General features: G+C 67.2%; 21 protein-coding genes and 2 tRNA genes. 11 read left to right on the plus strand and 12 right to left on the minus strand.

Translation table 11 applies throughout. The features are described from left to right. Window positions 1-128 precede the first annotated feature (128 nt). From FG94_RS11285 to FG94_RS11295, 3 genes are all read left to right on the plus strand, one after another. A complete protein-coding gene (locus tag FG94_RS11285) occupies window positions 129-2,900 on the plus strand; it encodes a glycosyl hydrolase 115 family protein (protein ID WP_036211273.1) in 2,772 nt (923 codons plus the stop codon). Beyond that, window positions 2,897-4,276: an enolase C-terminal domain-like protein gene (locus FG94_RS11290; protein WP_036211275.1), complete on the plus strand. Its 1,380-nt coding sequence runs from the start codon at window positions 2,897-2,899 to the stop codon at window positions 4,274-4,276. Before FG94_RS11285 ends, FG94_RS11290 begins: the two co-directional genes overlap by 4 nt. 131 nt (window positions 4,277-4,407) lie before the next feature. Next, a complete protein-coding gene (locus tag FG94_RS11295) occupies window positions 4,408-5,610 on the plus strand; it encodes a family 1 glycosylhydrolase (protein WP_051996497.1) in 1,203 nt (400 codons plus the stop codon). Here FG94_RS11295 and FG94_RS11300 read toward each other — a convergent pair. Continuing rightward, complete coding sequence (locus tag FG94_RS11300; RefSeq protein WP_036211278.1) at window positions 5,607-6,671, minus strand: acyl-CoA dehydrogenase family protein; 1,065 nt, start codon at window positions 6,669-6,671, stop codon at window positions 5,607-5,609. The genes FG94_RS11295 and FG94_RS11300 overlap by 4 nt on opposite strands. A gap of 2 nt (window positions 6,672-6,673) precedes the next feature. Further along, entirely contained in the window at window positions 6,674-6,868 is a 195-nt protein-coding gene (locus FG94_RS11305; protein WP_036211282.1) for a DUF2970 domain-containing protein, read from the minus strand. A 158-nt stretch (window positions 6,869-7,026) separates the two neighbouring features. On the opposite strand from FG94_RS11305, the gene FG94_RS11310 reads away from it, so the two are divergent. The 5 genes from FG94_RS11310 to FG94_RS11330 are packed head-to-tail and all read left to right on the plus strand — an operon-like array spanning window position 7,027 to window position 12,148. After that, window positions 7,027-7,503 (plus strand): MarR family winged helix-turn-helix transcriptional regulator, encoded by a 477-nt coding sequence (locus FG94_RS11310; RefSeq protein ID WP_036211285.1) that lies wholly within the window; start codon window positions 7,027-7,029, stop codon window positions 7,501-7,503. Next, window positions 7,500-9,557: an FUSC family protein gene (locus tag FG94_RS11315; protein ID WP_036211288.1), complete on the plus strand. Its 2,058-nt coding sequence runs from the start codon at window positions 7,500-7,502 to the stop codon at window positions 9,555-9,557. Before FG94_RS11310 ends, FG94_RS11315 begins: the two co-directional genes overlap by 4 nt. Then, complete coding sequence (locus FG94_RS11320; protein WP_036211291.1) at window positions 9,554-9,760, plus strand: DUF1656 domain-containing protein; 207 nt, start codon at window positions 9,554-9,556, stop codon at window positions 9,758-9,760. Before FG94_RS11315 ends, FG94_RS11320 begins: the two co-directional genes overlap by 4 nt. 1 nt (window position 9,761) lies before the next feature. Next, a complete protein-coding gene (locus tag FG94_RS11325) occupies window positions 9,762-10,649 on the plus strand; it encodes an HlyD family secretion protein (RefSeq protein WP_036211294.1) in 888 nt (295 codons plus the stop codon). Between the two features lie 2 nt (window positions 10,650-10,651). Further along, window positions 10,652-12,148, plus strand: a complete 1,497-nt coding sequence (locus FG94_RS11330; protein WP_051996549.1) for an efflux transporter outer membrane subunit — start codon at window positions 10,652-10,654, stop codon at window positions 12,146-12,148. Between the two features lie 190 nt (window positions 12,149-12,338). Here FG94_RS11330 and FG94_RS11335 read toward each other — a convergent pair. The 8 genes from FG94_RS11335 to FG94_RS11370 form a co-directional block, all read right to left on the minus strand. Beyond that, window positions 12,339-12,428, minus strand: a tRNA-Ser gene (locus tag FG94_RS11335). 151 nt (window positions 12,429-12,579) lie between these two features. Next, window positions 12,580-14,070 carry an SEL1-like repeat protein gene (locus tag FG94_RS25995; RefSeq protein WP_051996499.1) on the minus strand — a complete coding sequence of 497 codons (1,491 nt, stop codon included), beginning with the start codon at window positions 14,068-14,070 and terminating at the stop codon, window positions 12,580-12,582. Between the two features lie 334 nt (window positions 14,071-14,404). Beyond that, window positions 14,405-14,494 (minus strand) — tRNA-Ser (locus FG94_RS11345). Window positions 14,495-14,586: 92 nt separating this feature from the next. After that, window positions 14,587-15,882: a serine--tRNA ligase gene (gene serS, locus FG94_RS11350; protein ID WP_036211297.1), complete on the minus strand. Its 1,296-nt coding sequence runs from the start codon at window positions 15,880-15,882 to the stop codon at window positions 14,587-14,589. 121 nt (window positions 15,883-16,003) lie between these two features. Then, window positions 16,004-16,201: a hypothetical protein gene (locus tag FG94_RS11355; RefSeq protein ID WP_036211300.1), complete on the minus strand. Its 198-nt coding sequence runs from the start codon at window positions 16,199-16,201 to the stop codon at window positions 16,004-16,006. A 140-nt stretch (window positions 16,202-16,341) separates the two neighbouring features. Continuing rightward, window positions 16,342-17,517, minus strand: coding sequence for an O-antigen ligase family protein (locus tag FG94_RS11360; RefSeq protein ID WP_036211303.1), 1,176 nt, complete (start codon window positions 17,515-17,517; stop codon window positions 16,342-16,344). 59 nt (window positions 17,518-17,576) lie between these two features. Continuing rightward, window positions 17,577-18,905 (minus strand): glycosyltransferase, encoded by a 1,329-nt coding sequence (locus FG94_RS11365; RefSeq protein WP_036211306.1) that lies wholly within the window; start codon window positions 18,903-18,905, stop codon window positions 17,577-17,579. Then, window positions 18,902-20,242 (minus strand): lipopolysaccharide biosynthesis protein, encoded by a 1,341-nt coding sequence (locus tag FG94_RS11370; RefSeq protein ID WP_036211309.1) that lies wholly within the window; start codon window positions 20,240-20,242, stop codon window positions 18,902-18,904. The genes FG94_RS11365 and FG94_RS11370 overlap by 4 nt, the downstream gene beginning before the upstream one ends. A 331-nt stretch (window positions 20,243-20,573) precedes the next feature. Here FG94_RS11370 and FG94_RS11375 point away from each other — a divergent pair, with 331 nt between their 5' ends. Both FG94_RS11375 and FG94_RS11380 read left to right on the plus strand, forming a co-directional pair. Beyond that, on the plus strand, window positions 20,574-21,683 hold the full coding sequence (locus FG94_RS11375) for a right-handed parallel beta-helix repeat-containing protein (RefSeq protein WP_051996501.1): 1,110 nt from the start codon (window positions 20,574-20,576) through the stop codon (window positions 21,681-21,683). 313 nt (window positions 21,684-21,996) lie between these two features. Next, window positions 21,997-23,364 (plus strand): choice-of-anchor Q domain-containing protein, encoded by a 1,368-nt coding sequence (locus FG94_RS11380; RefSeq protein WP_051996502.1) that lies wholly within the window; start codon window positions 21,997-21,999, stop codon window positions 23,362-23,364. Window positions 23,365-23,446: 82 nt separating this feature from the next. Here FG94_RS11380 and FG94_RS11385 read toward each other — a convergent pair whose 3' ends face one another. Continuing rightward, on the minus strand, window positions 23,447-24,751 hold the full coding sequence (locus FG94_RS11385; RefSeq protein WP_036211312.1) for a replication-associated recombination protein A: 1,305 nt from the start codon (window positions 24,749-24,751) through the stop codon (window positions 23,447-23,449). Window positions 24,752-24,896: 145 nt separating this feature from the next. On the opposite strand from FG94_RS11385, the gene FG94_RS11390 reads away from it, so the two are divergent. Next, window positions 24,897-25,445: a hypothetical protein gene (locus tag FG94_RS11390; RefSeq protein WP_152570948.1), complete on the plus strand. Its 549-nt coding sequence runs from the start codon at window positions 24,897-24,899 to the stop codon at window positions 25,443-25,445. Window position 25,446: 1 nt separating this feature from the next. On the opposite strand, the gene FG94_RS11395 is transcribed toward FG94_RS11390, so the two are convergent. Further along, the gene (locus tag FG94_RS11395; RefSeq protein ID WP_036211318.1) at window positions 25,447-26,382 is read right to left on the minus strand and encodes an NADP-dependent oxidoreductase; all 936 of its coding nucleotides are present in this window, start codon (window positions 26,380-26,382) and stop codon (window positions 25,447-25,449) included. Between the last annotated feature and the right edge of the window lie 72 nt (window positions 26,383-26,454).

The following is a 26,454-nucleotide window of genomic DNA, read 5'->3' on the forward strand; positions in this document are numbered from 1 at the left end:
GTCTTCGGTGGGGGCAGGCCCGGGAAGACCATCGCGTCCCACTCAGCGACGTGAGCGTTTCTGATCGACGCATAATCTCTCATGCAAACTCGTTATAATGCACTAATACATTAGCGCAATGGCCCAACATGACACGACGCCTTCTCGCTCTGAGCCTTCTGCTCGCACACGGCTTCGCCCATTCCGCGCCTTTCTCGATGGACGCCGATGGGCGCCTGCCGGTCATCGTCACCGACGCGCAGGCCACCTATCGCCTTGCCGGCGAACTGCTCGGCCGCGACCTGCAGCAGTTGACCGGTTTTTCCGCGACCCGCACCGACAGCCTGGACGACTGCCGCGAGCGCTGCATCGTGATCGGCGCCATCGGCTCGCCACTGGTAACGCAGGTCGCGCAGGCGATCGGGGTCGACCTGGCGCCGCTCGCCGGCCAGCAGGAGCGCTACCTCCGCGCCGCCGGCACGGTTGGCGGCCGCAGCGTGCTGCTGGTCGCCGGGGCGGACCGCCGCGGCGCCGTCTACGGCGTGGTGGACGCTTCGCGCGAACTGGGCATCTCGCCCTGGGAATGGTGGGCCGACGTCACGCCGCGCCGCCGCGCCGGCCTGTCCCTGGATGGGGAGCGCCGCCTGTCGCCCGCGCCTTCCGTGGCCTGGCGCGGCATCTTCATCAACGACGAGGACTGGGGCCTGCAGCCCTGGGCCGCGAAGACCTTCGATCCGGCCAGGGACATCGGCCCGCGTACCTACGCGCGCGTGTTCGAACTGATGTGGCGCCTCAAGGCCAACCTGGTGTGGCCGGCCATGCATGATTCCACCCGCGCCTTCTACACCGTGCCGGGCAACGCCCAGACCGCGGACGACTACGCGATCCTGGTCGGCAGCTCGCATGCCGAGCCGATGATGCGCAACAATGTCGGCGAATGGAAGAAGTCCGACGGCCCCTTCAACTTCTTCAGCAACCGCGAACGCCTGCTCGGCTACTGGCAGGAGCGCGTCGAGGAGGTCAAGGGTTTCGAGAACGTCTACACGCTCGGCCTGCGCGGCGTGCACGACTCGGCCATGGAAGGCGCCACCAGCCCGGAACATGCGCGCGACACCGTGCAGCACGTGATTGGGCTGCAGCGCGACATGCTCGCGCGCAGCCTGGGCAAGCCGGCATCGAGCATTCCGACCGTGTTCACGATGTACAAGGAGGTGCTGGACTACTACAACGCCGGCCTGAAGGTGCCCGGCGACGTCAGCCTGGTGTGGCCGGACGATAACTACGGCTACCTGCACCAGCTGGGCACGGCGAAGGAAGGCGCCCGTCCAGGCGGCAACGGCATCTACTACCACATCTCCTACTGGGGCCGCCCGCACGACTACCTGTGGCTGGGCACGACCCACCCGGCCCTGATCCGCGACCAGCTCGATCGGGCCTGGAGCACGGGCGCGCGCCGCATGTGGGTGGTGAACGTGGGCGACATCAAGCCGAACGAGTACCTGACCCAGTACTTCCTCGATGCCGCTTTCGATGCGAGCGTGCTGCGCCAGGACCCGGCGCGTCATCTGCGCGCCTGGGCCGCGCAGGCCTTCGGCCCCGAGCACGGTGCAGAGATCGCCGCCATCCAGCAGGAGTACTACCGCCTGGCCTGGGAGCGCCGCCCCGAATTCATGGGCTGGAGCCAGACCGAACCGACGCGGCCCGTGCGCGGCACGGAGTATGTGCGCAGCGGCGGCGAAGAGGCCGAGCGGCGCCTGGCGGCTTACACCGCGCTGGTGGCGCGCGCCGAGGCCATCGAACAGCGCCTGCCGGCCGAGCTGCGCGACGCATATTTCCAACTGGTGCTCTACCCGGTGCGCTCCAGCGCCAGGCTCAACGAACGCATCCTGAAGCTCGACCTCGCCGCCGAATACGCGCTGCAGCAGCGCCCCTCCTCCGCCTTCTACACCCGCCAGGCGCAGGAGGCGCATGCGGGGCTGCTGCGCGATGCCGCCGCCTACAACGCGCTCGGCGGCGGCAAGTGGGCCCACATGATGGACATCGCGCCACGCCGGCTTCCCGTGTTCGCGGAACCGCTTTATCCGTCCTGGACGGCGTCCGCGCGGCGCGGCTGCGGCCTGGTCTATCCCGCGCCGCATTCGGTCGAGGCGAGCACCCTGGTGCTGCCGGCCGGCCGGGCGGCCAGCCGTACCGTGACCCTGGTCAGCTATGGCGGCGAAGCGGCGGCGTGGTCGGTCGCTCCCGGCGCACAGGGCCTGCGCGCGCAGGTCCATGGCGGCAGGCTGGACGCATCGAATGGCTACGAGCAGCGCATCACGCTGGACTACGACGGATCGGCCAGGCCGCTGCTGGCGCTCGAATGCGGCGGCAAGCAAATCAAGCTGAACGTGCAGGCGCACAGCGCGGGCGACCAGGCCTTGCCGGGCGAGCGCGAGCGTATCGTGACCCTGCCCGCCGGGAGCGCGGCAGCCGGTGGCGACTGGGAAGCGCAGCCCGGCCTCGGCACCTCGGGCAAAGCCATGCGCGCCCGCCTCGACCTGCCGAAGCGCAGCGTCGCGTCGCTCTCCAAGGCCAAGCCCCTCGAATACCGCTTCCAGACCCGCAGCGAAGGCGGCGCTACTCTCCGCTTCGTCGCCGTGCCCGTGCACGCCCTCACGTCCGAACACCGCCTGCGCATCGCCGTCCAGCTCGACGACGGGCCGCTCGAGACCTTCGACTACACCACCGTCGGGCGCAGCGACGAGTGGAAGCAGAACGTCCTGTCCAACATGGCGGTGCGCAGCACCACGTTGGCCAGGCTCAAGCCGGGCGTGCACAGCTTGCGCGTGTACGCACTCGATCCTGGTGTCGTGCTCGACCGCATTGACGTGGTCCTGGACGGCGCCCCCCACTACTACGGCATGCCGCCATCCGAACCATGAACCTTGCACCTATCTCCTCGAGCCCCACCATCACCGCCATGCGCGTCATCCCGGTGGCGGGCCGCGACAGCATGCTGCTCAACCTGTGCGGCGCCCATGGCCCCTACTTCATCCGCAACCTGGTGCTGCTGGAGTCGAGCGACGGGCGCCTGGGCATCGGCGAAGTGCCCGGCGGCGACGGCATCCTGAAGGCGCTGCAGAAGGCGGTGCCGCTGGTGGAAGGCAGCGAGGTCGCGCGCTACCAGCGCACCCTGAACCTGATCCGCGCGAGCCATGGCGCGCACACCGGCGGCATGCAGCACCAGGTCAGCTCGGCCGCGGAAGCCGCCGTGCTGCGCCAGCCGCACGAGATCAATCTGCGGCTCGACAACGTCATCACCGCGGTCGAGGCGGCGCTGCTCGACCTGCTGGGCCAGCACCTCGGCGTGCCGGTCTGCGAACTGCTGGGCGCCGGCCAGCAGCGCGAGCGCGTGCCGATGCTGGCCTACCTGTTCTATATCGGCGACAGCCGGCGCACCGACCTCGGCTACGCCGCCCAGCGCGGCGGCGACGACTGGTATGCGATGCGCGGGCGCGAAGCATTGAGCACCGAAGCGATCGCCGACCTGGCCGACGCGGCGGCCGAGCGCTACGGCTTCCAGGACTTCAAGCTCAAGGGCGGTGTCATGTCGGCGCAGGACGAGCTGGAGGCGATCGCCGCCATCAAGCGGCGCCGGCCGGAGGCCCGCTGCACGGTCGATCCGAACGGCGCCTGGCCGCTGCATGATGCGATCGCGGTCTGCAAGGAATACGGCCACCTGCTGGCCTATGCCGAAGACCCCTGCGGCCCCGAGCAGGGCTATTCTGGGCGCGAGATCATGGCCGAGTTCAAACGCGCGACCGGCGTGCGCACCGCCACCAACATGGTCGCCACCGACTGGCGCCAGATGGGACACTCGTACCTGCTGGGCGCGGTCGACATTCCGCTGGCCGATCCGCACTTCTGGACCTTGGGCGGCTCGGTGCGCCTGGCCCAGCTGTGCCATGACTGGGGCCTGACCTGGGGCTCGCATTCGAACAACCACTTCGACGTGTCGCTGGCCATGTTCACCCACGCCGCAGCCGCCGCGCCGGGGCGCATCACGGCGATCGACACCCACTGGATCTGGCAGGAAGGCGACGAGCGCCTGACCCGCGAACCGCCGCAGATCGTCGACGGCGCGGTCGCGGTCCCGGATCGTCCCGGCCTGGGCATCGAACCGGACCTCGTGCGCATCGAGGCGGCGCACGCCCTGTACAAGCAGGTGGCGCAGGGTGCGCGCGACGATGCGCTGGCGATGCGCTACCTGTTCCCCGAGTGGACCTACGATCCGAAACGGCCGAGCTACGCGCGCTGAGCGGATCGCGGCTCACATCCGGGACTGTTGCGCGGACGCCCACGGACACCAATTGTTACGGCTTTGGGCTTGCATGTCGCCCTGATTTGGCGGGATGATGGATTCGCCAGTGCAGGAATAAGGAGTGTGCCATGCAAGGCTTCATGTTTGCGACCGGGATCGAAGGCAGCTACCCGGTCGTTGCCGGACGCGACGGCGCCGGGCTGCGCGTCGACGAGATGGAAAAGACCGGCCATTACCGGCACTGGAAGGAAGACCTGTCCCTGGTCAGTGCGCTCGGGATCGACGCGCTGCGCTACGGCCCGCCCTACTACCGGGTGCACCAGGGGCCGGGCCGCTACGACTGGGATTTCACGGACGAGGTCTTCGCCGAGATCCGCGAGCGCGGCATCAAGCCGATCGTCGACCTGTGCCACTTCGGCGTGCCCGACTGGCTGGGCAACTTCCAGAACCCCGAGTTCGTGCCCTACTTCACCGAGTACGCGGCCGCTTTTGCGAAGCGCTATCCCTGGGTCGACCTGTACACGCCGATCAACGAGATCTACATCACCGCCAAGTTCTCGGCCCACGAAGGCCTGTGGAACGAGCGCCTGCGCTCGGACCGGGCTTTTGTTACCGCCATGCGCAACCTGGCGCGCGCCAACATCCTGGCCACCGAAGCGATCATGATGGTGCGGCCGGACGCCAAGTTCATCCAGAGCGAATCGTCCGAGTACTACCACCCCTCCGCCCCCGAGGCCACCGAGATCGCGCGCCACATGAACGAGCTGCGCTTCCTGGCCCTCGACCTGACCTATGGCCACGACGTCAGCGGCAGGATGTACGAGTACCTGTTCGACCACGGCATGACGCGCAAGGACTACCACTTTTTCCTGAACCGCAGCGTCAAGCCGGTCTGCATCATGGGCAACGATTACTACGCCACCAACGAGCACGTCATCAAGCCGGACGGCAGCACCACGTCGTGCGAACTGTTCGGCTACTACGTGATCACCCAGCAGTACTACCACCGCTACCGCATCCCGGTGATGCACACCGAGACCAACAATCGCGACGCCGGCACCGGCGAAAAGGATGCGCGCGCCTGGCTCGACAAGCAGTGGTCGAACCTGGTGCGCCTGAAGTCAGACGGCGTGCCGATCCTGGGTTTTACCTGGTACAGCCTGGTCGACCAGGTCGACTGGGACAGCGCGCTCACCCTGGATGCGGGCACGGTCAACCAGTACGGCCTGTGCGACCTGGAGCGGCGCGTGCGGCCGGTGGGCGAAGCCTACCGCGACCTGATCCAGACCTGGCGGCACCGGGTGGGGAACGATTTCATCTTCCTGCGCTAGCCCTCGCCGGCGCGCGCCAGCTCGGTCTTGAGCTGCACCGCGCTCGGGGTAACGATCGGAAGAAATGCGGCTTCGCGCCACCGGCGCGCGAAGGCCGCGCCCTGCTGCGGCAAGTAGGCCCTGCCTCCAAGCGCCTGCAATTCCAGCTGCACCGCCGCGGTCGCGAGTTCCACCATCCGCAGCCGCAGCCCGAACAGGCTTGCCGGCTCGCGCTGCAGGCGGCCATCGTCGGCGCCTTCGGACAGATCGCGCCAGTACGTATCGAGAGCGTGCTCCAGCTGTTCGATCTCGGGCGCCAGGATCGATGGCGCCGCCTCGCCGGCGCGCCGGGCCGCGCGCAGGCTGGCCCGCGCCAGCCCGACGCCCCAGCCGCACTGGAAGGCCAGGAAAGCCGGCCGCAGCGTCGGCAGGAAAGCCCGGGCATCGGCATGCAGGCGCCAACGATCGGACAGGTGGACGCCATCGAGCCGCACGCTGCCGGTGCGGCTGGCGCGCAGGCCCATCAGACCGGACGTCAGCGCCAGCTCCACGCCGGCTGCGTCGCCGGGTACGGCGTACAGGGCCGGCGGACCATCCGCCCTGGCGGCCACGGCGGCCACGATGCCGCGCGGCGCCAGGTTGGTGGCCCAGGCGACTTCGCCCGTCAGGGTGCCGCCGCCAGGCGCTGCGGCATGCTGGACATGCAGGCGGTCGAAGCCGCTCAGGGTGCGCATGGCGTTCGACAGTCCGGGCGCTGCGGCCAGGCTGCCGTCCAGCAGCCGGGGCAGGAGTTCATCGGCCAGCCCACGGTTCGGGCTGAGCAGCAGGCATTCGATCACCGCGCGCTGGGCCCAGAACACGAAGGCCGCACACAGCGAATGCTCGGCCAGCGCAGCGACGGTGCTCGCTGCGCTACTGATCGTGCCGCCCCGGCCGCCGCGATCTTCCGGCACGCCGGCCCCGCACAGGCCGTGTGCCGCCAGCAGCTGCAACAGGTCCGGTCCGCCATCCGCGGCCTCGTCCAGCGCGGCGGCATGCTCGTCCAGCCAGGCGGCAAGGCCTGCGCCGAGGGGTTCGCTCACCGTCACGAGACCGCGAAGCGCACCGCCAGCATCAGGGCGCCGATGAAGACGACCAGCGCCAGCAGGGCGGCGATGAAGACGTAGAGCGGGTTGAAGGCGCCTTCCGCATCGACGTCGAAATCGCGCTTGCGGCGCAGGCCGATGAAGGACCAGGCGATCGCGGCGAGCGTGCCGAAGAATGAGCGTTTCTGTACCATGAATACCTCCTTGCGATGACGGACAGCACCAGCCCGACAGTGTAGCGCTTGGCGCGGATTTCAACCAAGGCCGGCCGCGCAAGTCTGCCCCTCCGGTTGCGGGCAATTACTTCGCATGCTAAACTTTTGCACCGCAACAATCAGCATCCAAAATAACCATGGAATTGTCGGACCAGACCCTGGGCAGTCTCACCTCCGCCCTGACCTATGCCTCGCGCGCCTACCGCGCCGCGGCGGACAAGGTGGCGGCCGACTATGGCCTGTCGCAGGCGACCGGCCTGCCGGTGCTCCTGATCAGCCGCTTCGGCGTGGATGGCGTGCGGCCCGGCGTGCTGGCCGTGGCGCTCGGCCTGGAGGCCTCGTCGCTGGTGCGCGTGGTCGACCAGCTGATCGCATCCGGCCTGCTGGAGCGCCATGAAGACCCGAACGACCGCCGCGCCCGGATCCTGCGCCTGACCGACGACGGACGCCAGGCCGCGGAACAGATGGACCAGGCCCTGCGCCCCTTCCGCCGCAAGCTGTTCGGCGCCTTCGCACCAGGCGACGTGGAAGCCTGCCTGCGCGTCCTGTCCGGCCTGCCTGCCGCGATCGCCAACATCACCTCCGACGGCGCCGACGCATCCAGGGACGCATGAAGCTGGCCAGCAGGTCGGAGATCCTGTTCTCCGTGAAGTCCTTCGCGGCAGCGATGCTCGCGGTCTACATCTCGATGCGCATCGGCCTGCCGCGCCCGTTCTGGGCGATGATGACGGCCTACGTCGTCTCCGCCCCCTTTGCCGGGCCAACCCGCTCCAAGGGGATGTACCGTGCCGGCGGCACCGTCCTCGGCGCGGTCGCGGTCACCCTCCTGGTGCCGCACCTGGCGAATGCCCCTGAACTGCTGTCGCTCGCCCTCGCCCTGTGGATCGGCGGCTGCCTGTACTTCTCGCTGCTGGACCGCACCCCGCGCTCCTACCTCCTGATGCTGGCCGGTTATACGGCGGGCCTGATCGGCTTTCCGGCGGTGAGCGATCCCGGCGCCATCTTCGACATCGCGCTCGCGCGGGTCGAGGAAATCGTGCTGGGCATGACCTGCGCGACGCTGGTGCACAGCCTGGTGCTACCGCAGAGCTTCGCCCCGGTGCTGCTGGGACGCCTCGACGGCGCGGTGCGTGATGCCCACCACTGGATCCGCGATGCGCTCAAGCCGGCGGGCGATCCGCGCAGCGCGGGCGAGCGCCGCAGGCTTTCCGGCGACATCACCGAACTGCGCCTGATGAGCACCCACCTGCCCTTCGACACCTCGCACCTGCGCTGGACCGAAAAGGCCGTCAACGCGCTGCAGGAGCGCCTGGCGCAGTTCGTGCCCGTCGTCTCGGCCATCGAGGACCGGCTGGCGGCGCTGCGCGAACTCGACGCTGCTGACGTGTCGGCGCGCTGGAGCACGCTGCTGCAGGAAGTGACGGCGCTGACCGAGACCCCGAAGGAAGTCTCGCTCGCCGCACAGGGCGCCGCCCTGCATGCGCGCATCGACGCGCTGGCCCCGGCCCCGCACCGCGAACTCGGCTGGAGCGGCATGCTGGAGACGAACCTGGCGGCGCGCCTGCACATGCTGGTCGACCTGTGCGTCGAGACGCGCGCGCTGCGCCAGCACATCGATGCCGGCGTGCACGGGCGCCTGCCGCAGGCGCTGCGCCACCTGCCGGGCGTTCCGGCCAGCGCCCTGCACCAGGACCGCGGAATGGCGCTGCTGTCGGCCTTCGCCGCCGTCGTGGCCGTGCTGCTGTGCTGCGCGTTCTGGATCCTGACCGGCTGGCCGGCCGGCGCGGCGGCGCCGATGATGGCCGCGGTGCTGTGCTGCTTCTTCTCGACCCAGGACGATCCGGCGCCCTTCATCCAGAGCTTCCTGGCCTGGACGATCTACTCGATCCCGGTGGCGGCCCTGTACCTGCTGGCCATCCTGCCGGCCGTGCACGGTTTCGAGGCGCTGGTACTGGCCTGCGCGCCGACCTTCCTGGTGCTGGGCGTGCTGGTGGCGCGGCCCTCGACCTTCGGGCGCGCCCTGCCCTTCGTGTTCGGCATCTGCGGCGCCCTGGCCCTGGTCGACACCCACAACGCCGATGTCGTGTCCTTCGCCAACGGCATGCTGGCGCAGATCCTGGGCCTGACCGCCGCCGTCCTGACCACCCGGGTGCTGCGCAGCGTCGGCGCCGCCTGGACCGCGCGCCGCGTGCTCAAGGCCGGCTGGCGCGAGCTGTCGCGCCTGGGCAGCGGCGAGCGCGTGACCTCGCCGGCCGAGTTCTCGGCGCGCATGGTCGACCGCGTCGGCCTGCTCACGCCGCGCCTGGCGCTGGCCGGCGCGCGCCAGGACCTGCAGGCGGCCGACGCCCTGCGCGACCTGCGCATCGGCCTGAACATGACCCTGCTGCAGGCCGTGCGTACCCGTCTCGGACGCGGCGAAGCCGCCGTCAAGCCCGTGATGACGCAGCTGGCGCGCCATTTCGCCGGCTTGCCGGCCCTTGCGAGGGAAGGCGAAGCGCGCCTGCTGGCCTCCCTCGACAACGCCCTGCGCGCGATCTGCGCGGGCCCGGCCGGCGCCAGCCAGCGCGAGGCGCTCGCCGCCCTCACCGGCATGCGCCGCGACCTGTTCCCGCACGCGCTGCCTTACCAGGCGCCTGTTCCAACCCCATCCAGCAAGGACCCGACATGATCGGCGAAGTCAGCATCTACGGCCTCTACCTCCCTCCGCTGCTGCTGCTGGCGCTGGCGGCGCTGGTGGTGTGCCGCATCCTCAACCTGGCGCTGGCCCGCACCGGCTTCTACCGCCGGGTGTGGCACCCGGCACTGTTCGATTTTTCCCTGTTCGTCATCGTGCTCGGCGCGCTGGCCTACCTCACACGCAACTGGTCCTGATATGGCAACGAAAAACTTCCTTCCGGCGGCCGGCCGCGTCGGGCTGACCTTGCTGGCGGCCGCCGGCGCAGCCTGGACGGGCTGGCAATTGTGGCGCCATTACGAGCTCGAACCCTGGACCCGCGACGGCCGCGTGAAGGCCTATGTGGTGCAGGTGGCGCCCGACGTGACCGGCCAGGTCACCCGGGTCTACGTGCACGACAACCAGCGCGTCGCCGCCGGCGCGCCGCTGTTCGAGATCGACCGCGCGCGCTTCGCGCTGGCGCTGCGCCAGGCCGAGGCCCGGGTGGGCGCCGCCGAAGCCGCCCTGGCCCAGGCGCTGCGCGAACACCGCCGCAATGCCGAGCTGGACGACCTGGTCTCGCAGGAGACCCGCGAGCAGGGCCAGACCCGCAGCGACCAGGCACGGGCCGCGCTGGCCCAGGCGATCGTCGACCGCGACACGGCCAGGCTGAACCTGGAACGCTCGCACGTGGTGTCGGCTGTGGACGGCATCGTGACCAACCTCGACCTGCGCGAAGGTTCCTATGCCACCGCCGCCCGTCCGGTGATGGCGCTCATCGACCGCAGCAGCTTCTATGTGGAAGGCTATTTCGAAGAGACCAAGCTGCCCGCCATCGAGGTCGGCGACAAGGTCGAGGTGACCCTGATGGGATCGCACCAGCCGATCGCCGGCCACGTCGAGAGCTTCGCCGAGGGCATCACCGACCGCGACCGCAGCACCGGCGCCAACATGCTGCCCAACGTGAACCCGACCTTCAACTGGGTGCGCCTGGCCCAGCGCATCCCGGTGCGCGTCGCGATCGACCGGGTGCCGGCCGGCGTACGCCTGGTGGCCGGCCAGACCGCAACCGTGAAGGTGCTGCCGGGGCAGCACACCGTGGGATGAAGATGCACCGATCCCTCTCCACAGCTGGCTCCGCACTCACGCTGACGGCGCTGGCGCTGCTTGCCGCCTGCACCACGGTCGGCCCCGACTACCGCGTGCCGCAAGAGGCTGTGATGGAGCGCGAGGCCGCGAATGCGCCCTTGATGGGCGCGCGCGAGGCGCCGTTCAAGCCCGACCCGCTGCCGGCCGACTGGTGGCGCCTGTACCAGGCCCCGGTGCTGGACCGCCTGATCGCGAAGGCGTTCAGCGCCAACGCCGAGCTGCGCGTGGCCGCCGCCAACCTCGAACGCGCCCATGCGGTGCTGGAAGAAGTCGAGGAGCACAAGCGCCCGGAAGTCGAGATGGGCGCCGCGCCGCTATACGGCCGCATCGCCGGCGCCTCGATCGGCCTGCCGGAACAGCTGCCGCGAACCGGCATCTATGACGGCGACATCAAGGTCGCCTACCAGGTGGACATGTGGGGCCGGATCCGCCGCGCCATCGAGGCGGCGCATGCCGACCGGGAGGCGGCGCAGGCGGCCAGCGACCTCGCCCACGTGATGGTCGCGGCCGATACCACGCGCGCCTACGCCGACGCCTGCTCGGCCGGCTACCAGCTGAAGGTGGCCCGGCAGTCGGTCGCGCTGCAGCAGGAATTCGCCAGGCTGACCGCCGAGCGGGTGCGGCGCGGCCGCGGCATCGCCATCGACAACAGCCGTGCCCAGGCCCAGCTGGAACAGTTGCGCGCCAACCTGCCGCCGCTGGAGGCGCGCCGCCGCACGGCGCTGTACCGCCTGGCGGTCCTGAGCGGCGAGGTGCCGAGCCAGTTCCCGCCCGATGTCGCCCGGTGCGCCACGCCGCCGCGCGTGGCCTCGGCAGTCCCGGTCGGCGACGGCGCCGCCCTGCTGCGCCGCCGACCCGACGTGCGCCAGGCCGAGCGCCGGCTGGCCGCTGCTACCGCGCGGATCGGCGTCGCCACCGCCGAGCTGTACCCGAACATCACCCTGGGCGCGTCCTTCGGGGGCGTCGGCTTCATGGAGCAGTTCGGCGACGCCAGCACCTGGAAGTTCACCCTCGGTCCGCTGGTCTCGTGGAGCCTGCCGGCGCTCAGCCCGGCGCGGGTGCACATCGCCCAGACCAGGGCCGACACGGCCGGCGCGCTGGCGCGCTTCGACGCGGTGGTGCTGAACGCGCTGCGCGAGACCGAAAGTGCGCTGACGGTCTACGCCCGCGAGCTCGAGCGCAACGCCTCGCTGCGCGCGGCGCGCGACCAGAGCGCGCTGGCGGCCCGGCAGGCGGCCCGGCTGTACCAGGCCGGGCGCACCGACTTCCTGAGCGCGCTGGACGCCGAGCGGGGGCTGGCCAATGCCGAGAGCATGCTGGCGGCGTCGAGTGCGCAGCTGGCGGCGGATCAGGCGCAGGTGTTCCTGGCGCTGGGCGGAGGCTGGGAGAATGCGGTGCCTGCGCATGGCGGCAAGCATGGGGATGGGCATTCCGCCACGGCCGATCACGCGCCTTGATATTGCGCGCGGCTTCGAATCCCATAGCAAACTGTGCGGCTGCTCACGGGTGGGATTCGCCCACGTTCCGCGGGCCGCCTTGGCGCGAGTACGCGCCAAGCTTCGAATCCCACACGCAGAGCCCGCAGGGGCTCTGCTCCTCTCCGCCCGCAAATAAAAAGGGCTCCCGTTCGGGAGCCCTTTTATTTACTGGCGGAGAGGGTGGGATTCGAACCCACGGTACGGTCACCCGTACGCCTGATTTCGAGTCAGGTACATTCGACCACTCTGCCACCTCTCCTAAATCGGTGCTGCGTGGTCGCCGTAAGCGAGGCCGCATTATAGCGGCTGTTTCAGCTTTGTGGAAGACCAATGTATTCCATGAAAACAATTCCCGAAAGGCTACACGCAGTAAAATTTCATAAATTCAATCTTTATGAAATAATATTTCATTACCTGCCAGTTCTCGGGTTCAAGATCGCACCTGCCTTGGCGCGATCCTCCGCCGACAGCTTCGGTTCGATCTGGCCTAGCGCCGCCCCGGCGCGCTCAAGACCGCTGGCCTTGGCAAGGCTGAGCCAAGCATAGGCCATGCCCAGGTCCTTGTCCCCACCTTCGCCGCTCACCAGCATGGCGGCCAGATTGAACATGGCTTCCGAATCGCCGCCCATGGCCGCCTGGTTGAACAGCTGGCGCGCGGTCGCCAGGTTCTTCGGCACCTGCTCGCCGGTGTAGAAATAGGTGGCCAGCGCGCTCTGCGCCTCCGGCAGCAGCTTCAGGGCGGCCTCCTTGTAGTAGACGATCGCCTTCGACTGGTCGGCCTTCACGCCCTCGCCCAGGTCGTACATGCGGGCCATGGCGTACAGCGACCTGGCATGGCCGGACTTGCCGGCCTCGGCGAACCAGGCGCCCGCCTGGGCATAGTCCTGCGCCACGCCCTCGCCGCCGGCGTAATACAGCCTGGCCAGGTTGAACTGGGCCGGCACATAGCCCTCTTCCGCCGCCTTCTGGAAGTAGCCGCGTGCCTGCTTCAGGTCCCTGGGACCGCCGGCGCCGGCCTGCGACGCCAGCCCCAGGGTATTCAGGGCCGGCACGAAACCGAAGTCGGCGGCCTTGGCGTACCACTTGCGCGCGGCGGCCTGGTCCTTCCTGACGCCGCCGATGCCGTGCTGGTGGATCCGCGCGAGCAGCAGCGCCGCTTCGATCATGCCGTTCAGGGCTTCCGGCTCCTTCGGGTTGAAACGCAGCGCGTCCTTCCTGGCATCGAAGCGCTGGCCGGCGGCGCGGTCGAGCCAGTACAGGGCCTTGTCGGTACTGCGCGGCACGCCCAGGCCGTCCAGGCTCAGTTTCGCCAGCAGGACGGCGGCTTCCGGATAGCCGATCTTGCTGTAGGCGGCCTCCAGCTGGGCTGCTGCCTTGTCGTATTCCTTGGCATCGAGGTGCTCCAGGGCCCGGGCGAAGGATTTGTCGTTGCGGATGATGCGCTCGCGGCCCGAGGCGAAGCGGCGGTCGCCGACCTCGCACGGGCCCACGTTGTTGCTCGACGCCGCGCCGGTGATCGACGAGGAGTCGACCGCGTTCGATGCGTCGCCGTAGGGGGCGTTCGGATTGAATTTTTGCAAGGTCGCGGACGGCATGGGGGTGCCGGTCTCGCTGATCTCGCCGGGTTCCTGCATCTGCTCGAGCTGCTCGATATAGGTTTCCTCGTCGTCCTGCTGAGAAAAGTAGACGCTGTCGAGGGCGCATTTCTGCGCCAGCGTCCCGCGCAGGACGCGCCGCTTGGCGGCGTAGACCTTGGCGCTCTCGCCGGTCGGCGTCGACTTGGAACCGGTGATCTTGACCACCTGGCCCGGGGCGGCCGGTTCGGCGGGCGCGGCCGGGGTCTGGGCGCCGGCGGGCGCCAGGGTAAGCAGAAGGGCGATGCCGAGGAGAGGTTTCAACATGGTTGGTCGCTGGCCGAGTGGGACTAGCGGTAAGTGTGCAACCAGGAATGAAAAATTTCCAACTATTTTCGGAATGGATGAGAAGTGCTCAGCAGTCTGATCGGTTGAGGCGTTGAACTCCGCATTGGGCAGGCTGGAAAATAAAAAAGGCTCCCGATGGGAGCCTGCATACCTCTGCTGGAACGGTAGACAGGATTCGCCCACGTGCCGCGGGCCGCCTTGGCGCGAGTACGCGCCAAGCTTCGAATCCCACACGGAAGCCCCGCAGGGGGGCTTCCTCCTCTCCGCCAGTAAATAAAAAAAGGCTCCCGAGGGAGCCTTTTTTTATTAATACTGGCGGAGAGGGTGGGATTCGAACCCACGGTACGGTCACCCGTACGCCTGATTTCGAGTCAGGTACATTCGACCACTCTGCCACCTCTCCTAATTCTGTGCGGCGTGGTCGCTGCAAGAGACACGCATTATAGCGATGGTCTTGTAAAAACGGAAGAGCAAATTCGTCCGCGGCAGAAAAACTTAGGCAGCAGGCACCAGACGCTCCAGCCCACCCATATACGGACGCAGCACTTCCGGAATGATCACGCTGCCGTCAAGCTGCTGGTAGTTCTCCAGCACCGCCACCAGCGTGCGGCCCACGGCCAGGCCGGAACCGTTCAGGGTGTGCAGCAGTTCCGGCTTGCCGGCGGCATTGCGGAAGCGGGCCTGCATGCGGCGCGCCTGGAAGGCCTCGCAATTCGACAGCGAGGAGATCTCGCGGTAGGTGTTCTGCGCCGGGAGCCACACTTCGAGGTCATAGGTCTTGGCGGCCGAGAAGCCCATGTCGCCGGTGCACAGGGACATGACGCGGTACGGCAGGCCCAGCGAAGTCAGGATGAACTCGGCCTGGCCGACCATCTCTTCCAGCGCCGCGTAGGACTGCTCCGGATGCACCACCTGGACCAGCTCGACCTTGTCGAACTGGTGCTGGCGGATCATGCCGCGGGTGTCGCGACCGTAGCTGCCCGCTTCCGAGCGGAAGCACGGGGTGTGCGCGGTCATCTTCAAGGGCAGCTGGTCGAGCGCCACGATCTCGTCGCGCACCACGTTGGTCAGCGAGACTTCCGAGGTCGGGATCAGGTAGAAGTGCTCGCCCTCGCCTTCCGCGCCGCCCTTCTTCACCGAGAACAGGTCGGCTTCGAACTTGGGCAACTGGCCGGTGCCGCGCAGCGAGTCGGCGTTGACCATGTACGGGGTGTAGCACTCGGTGTAGCCGTGCTGGCCGGTGTGGGTGTCGAGCATGTACTGGGCCAGCGCGCGGTGCAGGCGTGCCATGCCGCCTTTCATCATCGAGAAGCGCGAGCCGGTCAGCTTGGTGGCGGTGTCGAAATCCAGGCCCAGCTTTTCGCCGATGTCGACGTGGTCCTTCACCTCGAACTCGAACGTGCGCGGAGTGCCCACCTTGCGCACTTCGACGTTGCCCGATTCGTCCGTGCCCTGCGGCGTGCTTTCGTGCGGCAGGTTCGGCACCGCTTCGATGAAGCGCGCCAGCTTCGCCTGCACTTCGCCCAGGGCGACCTCGTTGGCCTTGAGCTCGTCGCCCAGGCCGGCCACTTCCGCCATCACAGCCGTGGTGTCTTCGCCCTTGCCCTTCATCATGCCGATCTGCTTGGACAGCGAATTGCGCTTGCCCTGCAGTTCCTCGGTTCGCGTCTGGATCGCCTTGCGTTCCGCCTCGATGGCGTTGAACCCGGCCACGTCGAGCTGGAACTTGCGGGTCGCCAGGCGCGCGGCGACGGTGTCGATGTCTTTGCGGAGAAGTTGGATGTCAATCATGTCGGGTTGGGCTTGCGTATGTCGAAAACACAATTGTACCAAGCCGACAGGGAATCCTAGCGAGATTCGACAACGGTATCCTTGACCGTCCTGCCGGGCCCTGCGCCAGCCCTTCCCTGCATTACTTCAGGCCGGCTTTTTCCGCGACGCTCAGGCGCGGCGCCTTGACCACGACCACGTGCACGGTCGAGTCGATCAGGATCGCCGATTCCTGCTTGACGACTTCGACCGGACGGGCGGAGGCGGTGGCGTAGCTGGCGACCAGGCCCAGTGCGGCGGCGCTCAGGAAAATGGCTTCGAAGTTTTTACGGATGTTCATGGTGTTCTCCCTTGGTGTTGCAGCGTTGGTATGCTCGAACTTTACCGGCGCATCACCGCCGCAGCCATCGACTTGCGATGAAGTGCTGAAACCACGGCATAAAATGCAGGGAGGGCGGACCAGGCGCATCCGGCGCGCTGTCAGTGGCCCGGCGCGACCCCGGCGGCAGGAACGACCACGGCATCGTCCGTCGGGCTGCGCAGCGGCGCGGTGCGGCGCACGAAGGGCGTCATGGCAAACAGGATGAAGAGCCAGATGGGTGCTTCGTAGAAGAACATCTTCTCGTTGATGGGGATGAACATCAGGAGCACGGAGAGGACCAGGCCGTTGGCGAGGAGCATGCGCCCCATCACCAGGGCAAAGGCGAGCACGACGACGATGCCGCCGCGGGTCAGCAGGTTGAAGATCATGCCGATGTCCTGGTAGTAGCAGCGCACGCAGGGATCGTTCGCGAAGCCGACGCCGATCAGCTTCTCTTCCAGGGTCAGCGCCAGCCACGCGTTCACGCCGTCGATCCGGTGCGACAGGCTGCCGTCGTCCTGCTCGAAGAAGCGCGTCTCGAGGTGCTCGAGCACGCCGGACAGCAGCAGGTAGGCGCACAGCGACGCGACCAGCACGACAACATGGATGAGGCGCACCTTCGAATGCCACAGGTAGCCGAGGAGCAGGACCATGACCGGCACAAAATAGACGGAGGAGCCGGAATTGGTGACGAACACCGACAGCACGGCCACGAAGCACAGCGAGACGAAACGGACGCTGAACTCGGAGGTCAGCATCAGGATCGCGGCCAGGCAGGCGATGTAGTTGGCGTAGGTGCCCGGCTCGACGTGCAGGCCGGAAAAGCGTGCGATGTTGAGGTAATCCTCGACGAAGCGGCTGTTGGAACCGAAGATCATCTTGTGGAAGTCGAAGATCGGCGCGCCCAGCAGGTGGAACATGAGTGCCTGCGCAGCGATGACCACGGCATTGAGCAGCAGCAGCCAGGACACCGCCGTCACGAATTCGGCGCGCCACGCGAAGCTCGCCTCGTAGATGAAGACGGCCAGCAGCACGTTCAGCAGGACCAGCAACAGGAAGTGAAAGGGCACAGGCTTCACGATGAGCGCATGGAAGACGAACATCGCCAGCGTCACCAGCACCAGCTGGCTCTCCACCCGAAAGCGCAGCCTGGTGATGACGAACAGGGGCGCCAGCGCCAGTGCCGAGACGCCGGCCGAGAAATACTTCGGGAACATGCTCGGATTCGGCCCGCCCTGTTCGAACGGGGTAAACAGCAGGAACAGCGGAATGAACAGCGCAAGGGCTGCCAGCATGCTTCTGCTACGTGCTTGCGGGTGCGCTGGCATGCCTGCTCCCATGGGTACCCAGGGTTTCAGCCGACCACCCGGTCGCCGCCCTGCACCGCCGGCACCGCTGCACTGGCCTCCGGCGCGGCGCTGCCGGCCGGCGCGCAGGGCAAGCCGGCGAGGATGCGCCCGAAGCGCTCGTAATTGACGGCCGCGTTGAAGCGCTCGTCCCAGAAGCGGCGCGCGGCGCGGCGCGCGGCGGCGGCGGCGCCGCGGTCCTTGAAGCGCGCGATGGCGGACGCGACCGTCGCAGCGTCGGCGTCGGCCGGCACCAGTACGCCGTTGGCGCCGCCGATGATCTCCGGGCTGCCGCCGACGTCGGTGGCCACGATCGGAATGCCTACCGAGGCGGCCTCCATCAGGCTCACCGGGATGCCTTCGCTGTCGCTCACGTTGACGATGAGGTCGAACGTGTCCTCGCGGTACAGGTCCATCAGCTCGGCCTGCATCAGGTAGCCCTTGAACAGCGCCTGCGCGCGCGGGCCCAGGCGGCTCGCGGCATGGCTTTGCACCGCCTCGAGCAAGGGGCCGTTGCCGACATGCGTCCAGCGCACCTGCAGGGAGGGATCGGCCGCCAGCAGGTGCGCGATGGCGTCGACCAGCAGGTGCAGGCGTTTGCTGGCGATGACGAAGGAGCACGACACGATGCTCAGCGGGCCGCTGCCGGGCTGGCGGTTGAGAAAGCCCGGATCGTTTACCCCGAGCCGCGCGAGGTGGAATTTCGCGGCCAGGTGCGCATAGTGCTGCTCCAGGTAATGCTTGCCGTGTTCCGAGATGCAGTAGATCTCGTCGACCTCGGCGATGATCTCGCGCCGCAGCCCGGCATAGCCGGCCGGTTTGACTTCCTCGTACAGGTCGCCGCGGTGGGCACGGCAGATGACCCGGGTGCTCCCGCCGGAGGTCCTGGAGAAGCGCGCCGCCCCGAGGATCTCGGGGACCAGCCAGTAGAAATAGATGACATCGTAGCCGGCCTTGCCCGCGCGCTCCTGCTGCCTTAAGAAGCGCTCGAACATGTTGGCCCGGTAGAGCGCGCGGACCAGCTCCTTGAAGTTCGCCAGCTTGCCCGGCCGCTTCAGGATCAGCCTGAAGTCGGACAGCCAGCGGTACTTGAACAGGCTCATCACGAGTGCGGCGAGCATCCGCGGCACCCGAAGCGCACCCCAGCGGCCGTCCGCGTAGGCCAGGTTGACCGGCTGCCGGGCCGGACGCGGCGCCTCGTCGCGGGAATAGAAGCCGGGCACGATCTCGATATGGCCGAGGTGCGGCGCGACGTGTTCGAGCTCGGCTGTAATGAAGGTCTCGCCATTCCCATACGGATACAGCGAAGTCACCATCAACATCTTCGTTGTCGTCATCCTTGGTCTCCTCCTGGCGCCGCTGCTGCCACGGCGCCTTCCTGCGCGATACGCCTGGCCATGATGCGCCGGTACATGAACACCGTATAAGCGGCCGTCGCCGTGAACGCCACGCTGGCAGCCAGCGCCGCCCCCCAGGTGCCGTAGGCGGGGATCGCCAGCATGCAGCCGGCGCCGTTCAGTACCAGCGACAGCGTGGCCCCGACGATGTTGACGCCCTGCCGGCCCATGCCCGCCAGGGAATTGGCGATGACGTTCATGTAGCTCCAGGTGATAATTCCCGGTAACAGGACAATGAAGGGAAGCACGGCACTCGCGTAATCCTTCCCGAAGGCCCACGGAATCAACACGGTCGACAGCGCCGCCGCCAGCATGCCCACCACGAGCGTGATCTTGAATACGGCCAAGGCGATACGGCCGACCATCTGGCGCAGCGCCGCCGGGGTGCCGTTGGCGGCCGCGGACTCCGGGAACACGACCACCGAGGCCGCGCTCGCGATCAGCCATAGTGCCTCGGCCAGTTGCACCGAGAGCGCGTAGATGCCTGCCGAAGACGGATCGAGCAGCAGGCTCACCATATACAGGCCGACCCGGTAGTTGAGGAAGGTGATCACGTTGCTCAGGTGCGCCCGCAGCCCGTAGCCGATCATCTTCGCCAGGGCGAGCGCGCCGCCGGCAGGCGCGGCCGGGTAGCGCCGCACCCGCACTTCGCTGGCCAGCCACAGCGAGGCCTGGCTCAGGATATGGCAGGACAGCACCGAGACGACACTGATGGCGCCGGTAGCGCCCAGCACCAGCACGCCCGCGCAGAAGGTGAAGGGCTGGATCAGCGCGGTCTTGTTGAAGGTGGTGTAGTCGCGCGCGCCCTGGATCAGCGATACGGTCCAGGCCGCCAACAGCATGGCGGGAAACAGGAGGCTGGCATACAAGGCCGTGTCCTTGCTCGTCCCGGGCAGGTAGCGCCCGATCATGGCGTCGCTGCTCAGCGCGAGCGCGAGCACGGCGATGCCCCATAGCGTGCAAGCGAGTATCCAGTTGACGCGGCGCATCGCCGCGGCATCCGGGGTTCCGCTGCTCATGTGGTAGACGTGACTGGAAGCCAGGCCCAGGTTCAGGACGGCATACAGGGTTTGCGGCAGCAGCAGGGCCGTCACCAGCAGGCCGTTGTAGTGCGGGCCGAGCTGGCGCGTGGTGACCCACAATGCGACGAAGTACAAGACGCTCGAGAGCATCTGGCGCAGCATCGTCGATCCGATGGCGGTCGAGATGTTGCGCCGCGAATCCGGGCTGCGACCGAGCGGCAGCGACGCAAGCAGGCTCTTCATTTGGGTCAGCATAGGCTGGTCGTCGCTGTATGTGCTCGCTGTCGGGTTCGGATGCGGATGGAGCCGGGACGCCGCGCCATGTGCCGGGTGCGCCGGCGCCTGCGGTCCGCCGTGGCGCCTCCAGTTCATTATCCGGACCCGTCATCGCGACATGCTGCGCACGATCAAGCCGGCAGGCGCGACGAATCAATTGCCGAAATTAAATAACGACGGAATGGCGCGCTAGTCGGCCAAACGCAAGGTGCGCAATCGTGCGCCGGTTTAAGCTCGGGATCCCGGCGGCCACGGCGCCGCGCTCATCCCGTCGTCAGAGACAATGAACCCGCGAAGCTTTCGATATCCGATGATCGTCTGCATCCTGCTGGTGGCCGGCCTCGGCCTCAAGGCATGCATCTCGCTCGAGCACCCGGTCGACCCGCGTGCCCTGTACGTCACCCCGCGCGGAAGCGACAACAACCCGGGCACCGAGGGCGCGCCGCTGCAGACGATCGGGGCTGCCGCCAGGCGTGCGGTCCCGGGCAGTACCGTCCACGTCGCGCCCGGCACCTACCGCGAGAACATCAAATCGATGAAGAGCGGCACGCCCACGGCGCCGATACGCTATGTCTCGACGGTCAAATGGGGCGCCAGGATCATCGGGGGCGGTGTCGAGGCGGTCTGGGAAAACCATGGCGAACACGTCGAGATCAACGGCTTCGACGTGACCGGCAGCGGACGCAACGGGATCCTGAACTACGGCTCCTGGGTGCGCGTGCTCAACAACCACGTGCATGAGCTTGCGGTGACGGGCGGCTGCAGCAGCAATGGCGGCGGCGGCATCGTGTTCAGCAATTACCAGGCCTCGGACGGCGAGATCAGCGGCAACCTCGTGCACGACATCGGCGAGCCGGGCACCTGTTCGGGCGTGCAGGGAATCTATTACTCCAACCTGCGCGGCAAAATTTACAACAACATCGTTTACCGCGCCTCGGCATGGGGAATCCACCTCTGGCACGCCGCCAACAAAGTCATCGTCGCCAATAACACGGTGTTTGCAAACGGCTCGGCCACGACCGGCGGCGGCATCGTGATGGGGACCGGCGATGCGCCGGGAAATGTGGTGATGACGGAAACCAAGGTGATCAATAATATTGTTGCCTATAACCCTCGCGCATCGATCAGGCAATACTGTTATCGCGGCGAGTCCTGCATCGGCGCTGACAATCTTGTCGCACACAATGTGGTTTTTGGAAATGCTGCGAAGATTGAAATGTTAGTCGGAAAAGATATTGGGACAATTACCCAGGATCCTTTATTTGTCGATTTCCGCCCCGATGGCAAAGGCGACTATCGCCTGCGCAAGGATTCGCCAGCCCGCAAGCGCGGCCTGGCTGCACTTGCGCCGCCCAGCGATATCGAAGGAGCGGAGCGTCCGCGTGCTCCCGCAGTGGACATCGGTGCTTATCAACACTGAGCGCTTCGCTGTCCTCATCCATATAGCCTGGCTCGTCGTGCGCCTCCTGGCGCCAACAAAAGCTTCCCAATGCTGATTCGCGGCAGCTTTCCTGCATGCCGAATGTGGCAACGCACGCGAGATTTAGCGAACGAGCATTTTTGAATAGCTTTTCCCAAATAAATTAAATCTTTCGCATCGGTTTTGCTTTCCGATCTGAAAGAGTATTTACGGAATTGTTATCGCTAGAAAATTTTTCTCCAAAAAAATTGAACTCCTGCAGTTTCCTACTCTCAAAGGTTCGCTTTCACTTTTTTGAGAAGGAAACTCCCTAATGAAAAACGTAGTCAACTTTGCTTCGAATGCCCGTGTCAACGCAATCCTCTGCTGCAGCGCCGCTGTCCTGCTGACCGCCATTGGCGGCAACGTCTACGCCGCTGACAAGGCCACGACATCCGAAGCGACTGTTGCCGCGGCGACGAGCTCGGTCGACCAGGTCACCGAACTCTATCGTACCCTGCTCGGCCGCGAGCCGGACACCGCCGGCCTCGCCTATTGGGTTGGTCTCGTCAACAACGGCCTGCCGCTGGACACCGTGCGCGTCGCCCTGATGAGCAGCCGGGAATACCAGAACCGCACCGCATCGACGGCCGATACCTCGTCCTACCACCTGTACGTGGCCACCACGGGTTCGGACTCGAACCCGGGTACCCAGGCGCGTCCGTTCAAGACCATCAACAAGGCCGCCTCGGTCGCCAAGGCGAGCACCACCGTGCACGTGGCGCCGGGCACCTATAACGGCAACGTCACCACCAAGCTCAGCGGCACCTCGACCGCCCGCATCCGCTTCGTGTCGGACACCAAATGGGGCGCCAAGATCGTCGGCAGCGGCAAGGAAGTCATGTGGCTGAACAACGGCAGCTACGTCGAGATCAACGGTTTCGACATCAGCGGCCCGGGCCGCCTGGGCATCCAGAACATGGGCTCGAACACCCTGGTGACGAACAACCGCGTCCACCACATCACCGTGTCGGGCGGTTGCACGGGCTCCGGCGGCGCCGGCATCGTCAACGCCAGCTACACCAGCTCGGCCGGCGACATCATCGGCAACGTGGTGCACGACATCGGCAAGCCGGGCGGCTGCAACGGCGTTCAGGGGATCTACTCGTCCAACAAGGGCAGCAAGATCATGAACAACATCGTCTACCGCGCTTCGGCCTACGGCATCCACCTGTGGCACGCCGCGACCGACTCGACCATCGCCAACAACACCGTGTTCGCCAACGGTTCGAGCGGCATGGGCGGCGGCATCGTCACCGGCGTGGGCGACAAGCCGGGCAACATCCAGCTGAAGAACACGAAGGTCATCAACAACATCGTGTACAAGAACCCGCGCCAGGGCATTTCGCAGTACTGCTACTCGGGCCAGAGCTGCATCGGTTCGGGCAATGTCACCGCGAACAACCTGGTCTACGGCAACGGCTCGGCGATTTCGCTGCGCGTCGGCAGCGCGACCGGCACCATCAACGCCGATCCGAAGTTCGTCAGCTACAACCCGACCGGCACCGGCGACTACCGCCTGCAGAGCAGCTCGCCGGCCGTGAACAAGGGCACCAAGGCGTCCGCCCCGACGGTCGACATCGTCAATGCGCTGCGTCCGAAAGGCGGCGCATGGGATATCGGCGCCTACGAGAACTACTGATCTCGGAAGCCAGGCGGAGCCGAACGGCTCCGCCATATCCTGCACAGCCCCACGATGGCCAGTCCATCGTGGGGCTTTTTCGTCATGACGCGCCCGCCTCGTCGTCGAGACTGCGCAGGAAGGCGAGCTTCTCGGCGATCTTCGATTCCACCCCGCGCGGCACTGGACGGTACCAGCCCGGTTCGCGTATTCCCTCCGGCAGGTAGGTCTCGCCCGCCGCATAGGCATGCGGCTCGTCGTGGGCATAGCGGTAGGCGTGGCCGTAGCCGAGTTCCTTCATCAATTTCGTCGGCGCGTTGCGCAGGTGGACCGGGACCTCGCGCGACTTGTCCTTCTTGACGAAAGCCATCGCCTCGTTGAAGGCGTTGTAGCCGGCATTGCTCTTGGCGGCGATCGCCAGGTAGATCACGGCCTGGCCGAGGGCCAGCTCGCCTTCGGGCGAACCGAGGCGCTCATAGGTCGTGGCGGCGTCGTTGGCGATCTGCAGCGCACGCGGGTCGGCCAGGCCGATGTCTTCCCATGCCATGCGCACGATGCGGCGCGACAGGTACTTGGCGTCGGCGCCGCCGTCAAGCATGCGGCACAGCCAGTACAGGGCCGCGTCCGGATGCGAGCCGCGCACCGACTTGTGCAGGGCCGAGATCTGGTCGTAGAAGTTGTCGCCGCCCTTGTCGAAGCGGCGCGCATTCAGCGTCAGCGCGTTCTCGACGAACTCCGCGGTGATGCGGGTGACGCCGGCCGTCTCGGCCGAGGTCTTGGTCTGTTCCAGCAGGTTGAGGAAGCGGCGCGCGTCGCCGTCGGCATAGCCGACCAGGGTGTCGACCGCGACCTCGTCGAAGCTCAGGTGCTGCAGCACGCGCTCCTGGGCGCGCTTGAGAAGCTGGCGCATCTCGTCGTCGCTCAGGGCCTTGAGCACGTAGACCTGGGAGCGCGACAGCAGCGCCGAGTTGACCTCGAACGAGGGGTTCTCGGTGGTCGCGCCGATCAGGGTCACCAGGCCCGATTCCACGAAGGGCAGCAAGGCGTCCTGCTGCGACTTGTTGAAGCGGTGGATCTCGTCGATGAACAGGATGGTGTGTTTGCCCTGCTGCAGGTAGTGCTCGGCCTGTTCGACGGCGGCGCGGATATCCTTCACGCCCGAGAGCACCGCCGACAGCGCGATGAACTCGCAGTCGAAGGCGTAGGCGGTCAGGCGCGCCAGCGTGGTCTTGCCCACGCCGGGCGGGCCCCACAGGATCATCGAGTGCGGCTTGCCCGACTTGAACACCAGGTTCAGCGGCTTGCCCGGGCCGAGCAGGTGGCTCTGGCCGATGACTTCGTCGATGGTGCGCGGCCGCAGGGCTTCGGCCAGCGGCGGCGAGGGTTCGGTCTTGAAGAGGTCATCCATGATGCGCTCCCGGGACGCTCGAGGGAAATGCGAAATGTTGCGGAGTGTTGTGCATGTGTCTAGTGTAGCCGATGCAGGCGGCCGAGGCAGGCTGCACGGGCGCGCCCTGCCCTATAATTCCCCGTTTCCACGCCGGAGCCGCCCCATGACACATCCCGCGCCCGTCCTCATGATCCAGGACATCTGGTCCAGGTGGACCAGGGCCTCGCGCGCCGCCGCCGATGCCGGGACGCGGCTGGCCGTGCCGCGCGTGCACCGCCTGCCCATCCTGAGCGGCGAGGCCACGATCCGCCACGAGGTGGCAGCGCTGGAAGAGCATGGTTTCGAAGCGCGCCACCTGGTGCGCCGCATGGACGATCCGGCCTGGGCCCACGACCGTCCTGCCCGCCCGGACAACCTGAAGGCCTGGCGCGTGGGCGAAGGATTTGCCGTGTCCCTGTTCCGGCCGTGGGACAGCATGCTGACCACCAGGTGGCCGGCCTGGCTGGCTTCGCCCCTGTTCGAGGGCGGGCTGGGCGATGCGGTCCGGATCGACTGGAACGCGCGCTTTCGCGCCTCGGTCTCCGGTTCGAACCGTTCCTATTTTTATGAGGAACACACGGTCTGGGTGACCCTGCAGGCCGCGCCGACGGACGCCAGCTTCCTGGCGCTCGCACCGAGCAAGCACATCGACCTGCGCACCACGATCTACTGAATCAAGGCTTGCCGACGTAGAGCACGATCTTGCCGACCGCCCTGCCGCTTTCGCTCAGCGCATGGGCTTGCGCGATGTCTTCCAGTGCGAACTCGGCGCCGACGATCGGCCGCAGCCGGCCGCCGTCGACCATCCCGGCCAGCTTGTCGAGCACCGGCGCATTCGGTCCGATGAAGACGAAGCCGCCGCGCACGCCCATCGCGGCCGCCCTGGCCTCGTCCGGCGGACTGATGATCGACACCTGGATGCCGCCCGGCTTCAAGAGCGACCACGAGGCTTCCTGCACCTCGCCGCCGATGGTGTCGAACACGGCGTCCACCGGCTCGACCGCGTGGAGCAGCGTCGTTGTCGTGTAGTCGACGAACTGGTCGACGCCCAGCGACTCCACCAGCGCACGGTTGCGGCCGGATGCCGTGGCGGCCACGGTGGCCCCGGCCGCCTTCACCAACTGGATCGCCAGCGAACCGACGCCGCCCGAGCCGGCGTGGACCAGCACGCGCTGCCCGGCGCGGACCCGGGCGGTGTCCATCATCGCCTCCCAAGCGGTGATCCCGGCCAGCGGCAATGAAGCTGCTTCGACGTGCGAAATGGTACGCGGCTTGCGCGCGCATTCGCCGGGGCGGATGGCGACGAACTCGGCGTAGGTGCCGTTGCGCGCCAGGTCGGGCCGCGAGTAGACCGCGTCGCCGACCTGCCACTGCGTGACCTGGCTGCCCACCGCCGCCACTACGCCGGAAACGTCCCAGCCGAGGGTCAGCGGCATCCGGTGCGGCATCATCTGGGCCAGGTAGCCGGCGCGGACCTTCCAGTCGACCGGGTTGATGGATGCGGCGACGACCCGCACCAGCACCTCATCCGGAGCGATGTCGGGAACGGGAATCTCGTCAAGGGAGAGGACCTCGCGTCCTCCGTACTGATGGATGCGTACTGCCTTCATTGGGCGCTCCTTTGGCCTGCCGTTGGTCGTGAAGACCGATTGTACGGAAGGCTATCGGGCGGAGCGCCCGGC

Origin of the sequence: Massilia sp. LC238 (assembly GCF_000735635.1) — a bacterium.
Classification (GTDB): Bacteria; Pseudomonadota; Gammaproteobacteria; order Burkholderiales; family Burkholderiaceae_D; genus Telluria; species Telluria varians.

Bases quoted from the DNA above. Each gene is read 5' to 3' on its own strand.
- FG94_RS11285 (WP_036211273.1), top strand. From the start codon at position 129: ATGACACGACGCCTTCTCGCTCTGAGCCTTCTGCTCGCACACGGCTTC.
- FG94_RS11290 (WP_036211275.1), top strand. From the start codon at position 2,897: ATGAACCTTGCACCTATCTCCTCGAGCCCCACCATCACCGCCATGCGC.
- FG94_RS11295 (WP_051996497.1), top strand. From the start codon at position 4,408: ATGCAAGGCTTCATGTTTGCGACCGGGATCGAAGGCAGCTACCCGGTC.
- FG94_RS11305 (WP_036211282.1), bottom strand. From the start codon at position 6,868: ATGGTACAGAAACGCTCATTCTTCGGCACGCTCGCCGCGATCGCCTGG.
- FG94_RS11310 (WP_036211285.1), top strand. From the start codon at position 7,027: ATGGAATTGTCGGACCAGACCCTGGGCAGTCTCACCTCCGCCCTGACC.
- FG94_RS11315 (WP_036211288.1), top strand. From the start codon at position 7,500: ATGAAGCTGGCCAGCAGGTCGGAGATCCTGTTCTCCGTGAAGTCCTTC.
- FG94_RS11320 (WP_036211291.1), top strand. From the start codon at position 9,554: ATGATCGGCGAAGTCAGCATCTACGGCCTCTACCTCCCTCCGCTGCTG.
- FG94_RS11325 (WP_036211294.1), top strand. From the start codon at position 9,762: ATGGCAACGAAAAACTTCCTTCCGGCGGCCGGCCGCGTCGGGCTGACC.
- FG94_RS11330 (WP_051996549.1), top strand. From the start codon at position 10,652: ATGCACCGATCCCTCTCCACAGCTGGCTCCGCACTCACGCTGACGGCG.
- FG94_RS25995 (WP_051996499.1), bottom strand. From the start codon at position 14,070: ATGTTGAAACCTCTCCTCGGCATCGCCCTTCTGCTTACCCTGGCGCCC.
- serS (WP_036211297.1), bottom strand. From the start codon at position 15,882: ATGATTGACATCCAACTTCTCCGCAAAGACATCGACACCGTCGCCGCG.
- FG94_RS11355 (WP_036211300.1), bottom strand. From the start codon at position 16,201: ATGAACATCCGTAAAAACTTCGAAGCCATTTTCCTGAGCGCCGCCGCA.
- FG94_RS11360 (WP_036211303.1), bottom strand. From the start codon at position 17,517: ATGCTGGCAGCCCTTGCGCTGTTCATTCCGCTGTTCCTGCTGTTTACC.
- FG94_RS11365 (WP_036211306.1), bottom strand. From the start codon at position 18,905: ATGACGACAACGAAGATGTTGATGGTGACTTCGCTGTATCCGTATGGG.
- FG94_RS11370 (WP_036211309.1), bottom strand. From the start codon at position 20,242: ATGCTGACCCAAATGAAGAGCCTGCTTGCGTCGCTGCCGCTCGGTCGC.
- FG94_RS11375 (WP_051996501.1), top strand. From the start codon at position 20,574: ATGATCGTCTGCATCCTGCTGGTGGCCGGCCTCGGCCTCAAGGCATGC.
- FG94_RS11380 (WP_051996502.1), top strand. From the start codon at position 21,997: ATGAAAAACGTAGTCAACTTTGCTTCGAATGCCCGTGTCAACGCAATC.
- FG94_RS11385 (WP_036211312.1), bottom strand. From the start codon at position 24,751: ATGGATGACCTCTTCAAGACCGAACCCTCGCCGCCGCTGGCCGAAGCC.
- FG94_RS11390 (WP_152570948.1), top strand. From the start codon at position 24,897: ATGACACATCCCGCGCCCGTCCTCATGATCCAGGACATCTGGTCCAGG.
- FG94_RS11395 (WP_036211318.1), bottom strand. From the start codon at position 26,382: ATGAAGGCAGTACGCATCCATCAGTACGGAGGACGCGAGGTCCTCTCC.